Raw genomic sequence first — 7903 nt, 5'->3', positions numbered from 1 at the left:
ATGCCATACTTACGACAAACTTCATAAGTTGAAACGCTACCTTGCTCTATTTCTTGAACAACTTGTAGTTTAAAAGACATCGTATAGTCTTTTTGAGTGCGCTTTACGTAGCGACTTGCTTCTTGATTTTCCATAAGGATACTTTTTGTGTATCGCTATTTTAAGACGGGACAGTAAAAAAACGTATTCTTAATTCCGAATTTTTACCTATTAAAAATTATTATGATTTAGCTCTTTTTTATCAATTCAAAAACTTTTAAATGAAATACGCAACAAATCATTCTCAAATAAACTATTTCTACAACATTTTTTCATCATTATTTTATACAATTCTGTATAGAGAGTACCGTTTTTTAAAAACAACTTCTTAGACTCCAAATAATTACTTTTTTTTAGAAGTTCTATATAAACTATAGTTTTATTAATTATATAACTATTTAAAAACTTCATTCTTTTGTCATGACCAATTGCAAGCACTTTTTTAACAAAGCATTGTGAATTGATGCGGTATAGAACGATTAATTTTGCACAAAATTTATATCATGACAAAATATTTATATTGTATTATAGTAGCATTAGGCATTTTGAATACTATTGATACAAATGCACAAAACAAACCACAAGGTGCTCGTGTTAAAATTTCGGGAATAGTCGTAGAAAAAAGCTCTGGAAAACCCCTAGAATCGGCAATAGTAAGTTTTATAAATTTAAAAAACAACCGAACTACTGCGGGTGCAATGACCAACGAAAAAGGAATTTACGAAGTAGATGTTATTACGGGTACATACGATGTAAAGTTCGAATTTATGTCGTTTAAAACGCAATACATTAAAAATAAAACAATAAGTAATTCTGAAAATTTAGAAAAAATAGCGTTACAAGAAGATCCTTCGCAATTGCAAGAAGTAATCATACGAAACGATAAAACTACCGTTGAAATAAAACTCGACAAAAAAATATACAATGTTGGTAAAGACATTATGGTAAAGGGTGGTACGGTAAGCGATGTGCTCGACAATGTACCCTCTGTATCGGTAGATGTAGAAGGAAATGTGGCTTTACGAGGCAACGACAATGTAAAAGTGTTGATAGACGGCAGGCTTTCGAATGCTATAAACATTAATGATGCCTTAAAAATGATACCTGCCGATGCTATAGATAAAGTAGAAGTAATTACAAACCCTTCTGCTCGATATGATGCCGAAGGTGGCGCAGGGCTTATCAATATCATTTTGAAAAAAGGAAAAACAAAAGGTTTAAATGGTACATTAATGGCAAACGCTGGAGATCCTGAAAACTATGGTATTAACGGAACGCTAAATTTTAAATCTGAAAACTTTAATTTGTTTACCAACCAAGGGTTTGCGTATAGAAAAACTCCAGGTAATGCTTTTTTTGACTCACGTTATTTAAACAGCGATAACAGTACTCGAAATTACATTTACGAAAAAAGAGATAATCTTCAAAAAGGCAATACCTACAACGGTAATTTTGGTGCAGAATGGTTTCTAGACAAATCTACTACGTGGACAAATACGTTTAATTATAGAAAAAATTCGGGTAACGGAGACAATTTTATAAGTTATCAAAACTTTGACGCCAATAGAATATACAAGTTTTCAAATTTTAGAAATAATATCGAAGATAATTCGGGGAGTAATATAGAGTTTACATCCAATTTATTGAAAAAGTTTAAAAAAGACGGACATAAACTTACGGTAGATTTTTCGGCCTCTAAAAATAACGACGATATTTCGGCTACTATTTACAATTACCAAAACAACAGTTCGCTCAGCACATTAGATACATCAAAAAACAAACAACGCCAAAATAGAAATACAATACAAGCCGATTATGTATTGCCTCTACAAAAACAATCGCAAGTAGAAGCTGGTTATAGAGGTAATTTTACCAACTTACTCACAAATTATCAAGTATATAATAATGGTGTATTAAATAATCAGTTTACAAATGTTTTAGAATATATAGAAAATGTAAATGCAGTATATGGGCAGTTTGGTACCAAAGTAAAAAAACTTTCTATGCTTTACGGACTTCGTTTTGAAGATTCACATATTGAAGTAAATCAGCTAACAAGCCAACTTTACAAAACTAAAAAATACAATAACTTTTTCCCGAGCGCTACTTGGGCATACGAAATTTCAGACAACACCAATGTGTCCTTAAATTATAGTAAGAGAATTAACAGACCTAGAGGTAGAGAAATTAATCCGTTTAACAGTTATTCGAGTAATATAAATATTTTTCAAGGTAATCCAGACTTAAACCCTTCTTTGACAGATGCTTTTGATATTGGTTTTTTAAAAAAATGGGATAAATTAACCTTGAGTACTTCTCTATATTACAACACTACAAAAGATGTGGTACAAATGATACGCAGAGAAACAGGTAATTTTGTTATTACTGTTGTAGATGGCGCAGATGTTATTACTAACGGAGTACCTGTAGTAATAAATGGTGGAGCAGATGTTATTACACCTGTAATGATTACAACACCTATAAATTTAGCAAAAGAATACCGCACTGGGTTTGAATTTACCTTAAATTATTCGCCATACAAATGGTGGAAACTGAATACAAATTTTAATTTCTTTGCTATTAATACTTCGGGGAGCTATGCTTATACAAACTATTTAAACCAAACCATTGCCCAAAATTTTGATAATAAAACCAACTCGTGGAGTTCTCGAGTTTCTTCAAAAATATCGTTACCTTACAAAATTGACTGGCAAACGAACTTTACGTACAATGCACCTCAAACTACAGCACAAGGTAAAATATTGGGTATAGCTGCTTTAAATTTAGGATTTAGCAAAGATGTATTAAAAGACAAAGCTACCATTGCACTTAATGTAAACGATGTATTTAATTCTAGAAAACGTAGAATGTACAATTTTGTAAATGGTACGCTAGATTCATACCAAGAAATGCAATTTAGAGTAAGACAAATTAACCTTTCATTTACTTATAGATTTAATAAATCTAAAAACGATAAAGATATTAAACCAAAACGTGATAACGAACAAGAAAACGGTGGCGATATTCCAGGATAGTTTTTAAAAATTTATCCAATACTTTTTAAAATACATTGAAAAAGTTAGCTTTACCACTATATTTGTGAGTAAAATAAAGCATAATTTTTTCAATGTATTTTTTTAATGAATTATTTTAGCCTTACAAATAAGAATTTAACTGCTGGTTTTAAAGAAGCAGTAATAGCAGGAATTGCTCCCGATAAAGGTTTGTATTTTCCGAGCAATATTCCGCAATTACCTCAAAATTTTATAGATAATATAGAGCAATATACCAATTTGGAAATTGCTTATCAGGTTATTAGTCCGTTTGTAGGCAATGAAATTCCAAAGAATATATTAAAAAATATTATTGAAGAAACTTTAGTATTTGATTTTCCTTGTGTAGAAGTGGAGCAAAACATCTATTCACTCGAACTATACCATGGGCCAACGAAAGCATTTAAAGATGTAGGTGCTCGGTTTATGTCGCGGTGTTTGGGGTATTTTACCCGTGAAACTTCAAAAAAAGTAACCGTATTAGTAGCTACATCTGGCGATACAGGTGGTGCTGTAGCAAGCGGTTTTTTGGGTGTAGAAGGAGTTGATGTTGTTATACTTTACCCATCTAAAAAAGTAAGCGATATACAAGAAAAACAACTTACTACATTAGGTAAAAACATTACGGCTCTAGAAGTTAATGGTGTATTTGACGACTGCCAAGATATGGTAAAAACAGCTTTTCTCGATACCGATTTGTCTCATCTATTTCTTACTTCGGCCAATTCAATCAATATTGCCCGCTGGTTGCCACAAATGTTTTACTTTTTCTTTGCGTATAAACAATTAAAAAAGCACAATAAGCCTCTTACTATTTCTTGTCCAAGTGGAAATTTTGGAAATATTTGCGCAGGTATTTTAGCAAAAAAAATGGGATTACCCCTACTCCATTTTGTAGCTTCTACCAACAGCAACGACACCGTGCCTGTATTTATGAAAAGTGGTGAATACAAAGCCAAACCTAGTATTGCTACATTATCTAATGCAATGGATGTGGGCAACCCAAGCAATTTTACACGCATAGTAGAACTGTATGAGCATAATTTTGAGCAATTGGCTCACGATTTTTCTTCTTGGTCCTACTCTGATGAAGATACAGTACAAGCTATGCAAACCATTTACAATTCAACAAAGTATATTGCCGAACCACATGGAGCTGTAGGCTATCTAGGTCTTAAAAACTATTTAAAAACCAATCCAAATACAATAGGTGTATTTCTAGAAACGGCTCATCCTGTAAAATTTTTAGAAGAAGTAGAATCTATTTTAAACATAAAATTGGATATTCCAAACGATATTGCTGAGCTTCTCAAAAAAGAGAAACACAGCATTCTTATTCAAAATTACAATGAATTTAAAAAGTTTTTAATCGAGAAATAACAAATTTTTCCTTATCGTACCAAAGAAAAGTGCCCTTTGTGTATTCTACCATCTTGTCTTTCTGCTACAAACCAATAATCTGTAGCAAAAAGCATTTCTCCGTTGTATGTACCGTCCCAAGCATCACTACCGTTTACAAAACGTTTGATTAATTTTCCATATCGATCAAAAATAGAAAGTTTAAAATTGGGCTCGTTTTCAGAAAAATAAATACGCCATAAATCATTTTTACCGTCGTTATTTGGTGTAAAAAAGCGGTAGTAATCTAGTAACCAAACTTTTTGAGTATCGATACCACAACCAATGCTGTCTTTTACATAAACCATATATTCTCCTGCGGGCAAACCTGTAAATGTGTTACTCGATTGAAAATGGGTACCATCTATAGAATATTCATAAGAACTCGAATTGGTAGTTGTATAGACCGAAATTTCATTATTGCTATCAGTCCAATCTACAGTTTCAATGTTGCTTATTTCTGGCAACTTAGATATAATTACCACAAAAGATTTTTGATTTATACATTTTTTTTCGTTACCATAATCATTAAAGGCTTGTACACTCATGTTATGAACACCAGGCGTAGTAATGGTTATTGTAGGATTTGTAGAACCATCAGACCATAAATAAGTCGTAGTAGGTAAATTACCCATAGACGCATCGATGGTAATTGGAGATAATTCGCAATCTTTATATTCTGGCAAAATATGTAAAGTAGGTTCTAATCCTACAATTAAATCGAAAGTAGTAATTTCATAACACGTTGGCAAAATTGTATTTACAATGCGAGCATATACCGTAAATGGGTTTGTAGGAGGATCATAACTTATCACATTTGGTATAGCATTGGTAGCAGTTTGAGCATCTACAGCATTGGTATAAAAGGTAATATTGTAATTGCTTAATGATTGATTGCCTATAATTTGTTGTGGATAACTAGTCAAGTTAAAAGTTTCATTCCCATAAATGTAGTTAGTGCATTTTAAAGTATTTTCAGGTTGTGTGTATACAATAATCGAAGTAAGCTGATTGATATCGACTACTCTTGGTTCAGAATTACCACATACATCTTCTACCACAAATTTGTATACTCCTACAGGTAAGTCTTCAAAAACATTAGAATTTCCATTATCTATAAAAATAGGTAATCCGTTTTTCTCTATTATATAATATTTTAATGGGCCTGTACCTATTGCAGAAATAATTACATCTTTGTTACCATTTAGGGCAGAACAAGGCATTCTTCGAATTTCTAGTATTTGCAATGCCAAATTGTAGGTAAACTCTGGAGTAAGTATTTCAAAACAACTTTTAGTAACTTGAGCAACCGAGTTATCATTTACTTGCGAACCATTATAAAAAGAGTCAAAGCTTCGTACAATTCTAAACTTTCCATTATAAGCATAATTATAATTTATAGTATGATTGGCAATTAATACTCCATTTGTAGCATTGGGGATAGTTCCTGTAGTATAAGTTTGGTTGGTTTGAGGATGTCCCCATGTATTGGTAGCAGGATCTATTAGTTTTTGCAACCAATACACCTCATTTAATGTGCCATTGCTTTGAAAATCTAAATTAATATCAAAAGAACCACAGTTTTGAATAAATGACAATGCAGGGTTAGTAATTTGATAGCCTGTTAATGTAACTGTAATTTGATTTGTAAATCCGCAGGCATCAGTACCCTCAAAAGTGTATTGACCTGGTGGTAAATCGTTCATATAAAACTTACCTGTGGTAGCAACAATATTAAAACTTACATCTTGTGGTAAAGAAGTGCTATATGCTGTTGGTGCTTGAATAATTTTAAGTTGCGTAAGTTTTGCATTACCACTGTATACCGATACAGATGATCTATTTGTACTACAACCTGGTCTTTCTTGAGAAAATAAACCAACATCAACATAAGCTGGTATTGTAATTGTGGTAGGTGGCAAAATATCATTACAAGAATCTGTAAGTTGTAAGGTGTAAGTGCCCAACGGCAAATTATGTAAGATTAAAGACCCCGAAGAGGTAATTAAACTAGAAACATCTAAAGCACCTGTATAAGCTGGAGGTACTTGGGTAAATAAAGCCGATGTAATTTCTGAATTACTTACCGAAGCATATATACTACCTGTATTGAGTACACAACCATCATTAACACCAAATACAGAAGGAGTACGCGGAATTTGTGATAACGAAAAATTGTAATTACTTACTCTACCGCAAGCATCAGTAACAGTAAATTCATAATATCCTAAAGGAGTAGGTTGATTTTCTCCACCAAAAATTACAGTTTCTGTACTATAAGGTCCAGGATATGGACTTGTAAATGAACTTGGGTTAAACCCAGCAGGATAAGTTGTAAAGTTTATAGTGTAAGGAGGCATAAAATTTCTTACAACTATGGTAAAATATTTATCGTCGCAAATAACATCAATTGGGTTATGAGCAACCAATAAATTATGACTTACAGTAAATAGTGATGCATAAGTTTGACTACAACTGTCTTGAACCGAAATATCATACGTGTAACTTTGATTTAAATATTCTGGAAAAACTTGTGTAACATCTACACTCGTAAGCCCACCTGTATTTATAGTTTGTGTATACGTAATATCGGGCGCTCCTCCAGGCGGGTGTAATACATAAGTTACAGTTAATGGATACCCGAGCATAGTTCCTGTTGAAGAAGACAATGTATTGGTAACATTAAAGTTAGTACAAGAATTAGGTACACTATTTGAAACCACTGGATTACCAATAGACATACCTGTAGGGCTACTCACAGTAGTAAACTCTTGTACCAAAGCTGCTCCACAAACATCGGTAACTTTAATAGTGTAAGTTCCTGTTGGTAAATTGTTAAATGTATTACTACTTTGTGCTGCAACCAAAACAGGGCCATTAATAATAGCATAAGTAGCAGCTGTACCAGAATTAACATTGATTATTAATGAACTTAAGTTGGAACACGCTTGGTTTAAGTTTTGTATAGTATAGCTTAAAGGTGTAATTTGATTTTGTATTGTTACTGTTTGTTCTTGGGTTGTTACATTACTTCCTACATTCTCTTGAGCTACAACTTTATAGTCTCCAGCAACCAAACCCGATAAAGTTGTTGTACTTTGTGTACTAATAGGTGTAGTAGTATTGGGTAATTTGTAAATGATATAAGTTAAGCTGCCAGAAGCGTTTGTATTGGAAACAGCAAACGACAAACTGCCGTTACCCGAGCAAGTTTCGTTTGTAGGTGTTACATTCAGGTTAAAGGCAAAACTTAAAGATGTAAATAAAAGTAGTAAAACAATAACAATTTTATTCATTTCTAATAGAATTTGAGGCTCATCAAAATTACATACTTTTTTACTTTTAAAACACTTTTAATCGAATTTTATTGTATTTAATCGGTACTTTTTTTGTTTAATTATTTATTAGATACA

3 protein-coding genes are annotated in these 7903 nt (G+C 32.3%); 2 read left to right on the top strand and 1 reads right to left on the bottom strand.

Annotation, left to right across the window (positions count from 1 at the left end; genetic code table 11):
• Positions 1 to 542: 542 nt before the first annotated feature.
• Positions 543 to 3074, top strand: a complete 2532-nt coding sequence (locus tag Q361_RS10490; RefSeq protein ID WP_103726687.1) for an outer membrane beta-barrel family protein — start codon at positions 543 to 545, stop codon at positions 3072 to 3074.
• Positions 3075 to 3179: 105 nt separating this feature from the next.
• Positions 3180 to 4472, top strand: a complete 1293-nt coding sequence (gene thrC, locus Q361_RS10485; RefSeq protein WP_103726686.1) for a threonine synthase — start codon at positions 3180 to 3182, stop codon at positions 4470 to 4472.
• An 11-nt stretch (positions 4473 to 4483) separates the two neighbouring features.
• Here the strand turns inward: thrC and Q361_RS10480 are convergent, their stop codons facing one another.
• Complete coding sequence (locus Q361_RS10480) at positions 4484 to 7786, bottom strand: T9SS type B sorting domain-containing protein (protein ID WP_103726685.1); 3303 nt, start codon at positions 7784 to 7786, stop codon at positions 4484 to 4486.
• Positions 7787 to 7903: the final 117 nt, after the last annotated feature.

Origin of the sequence: Flavobacterium croceum DSM 17960 (assembly GCF_002917885.1) — a bacterium.
Taxonomy (GTDB): Bacteria; Bacteroidota; Bacteroidia; order Flavobacteriales; family Flavobacteriaceae; genus Flavobacterium; species Flavobacterium croceum.
Note: the sequence above shows the minus strand (reverse complement) of the source record. Positions and strands in the feature narration are given on the sequence as shown.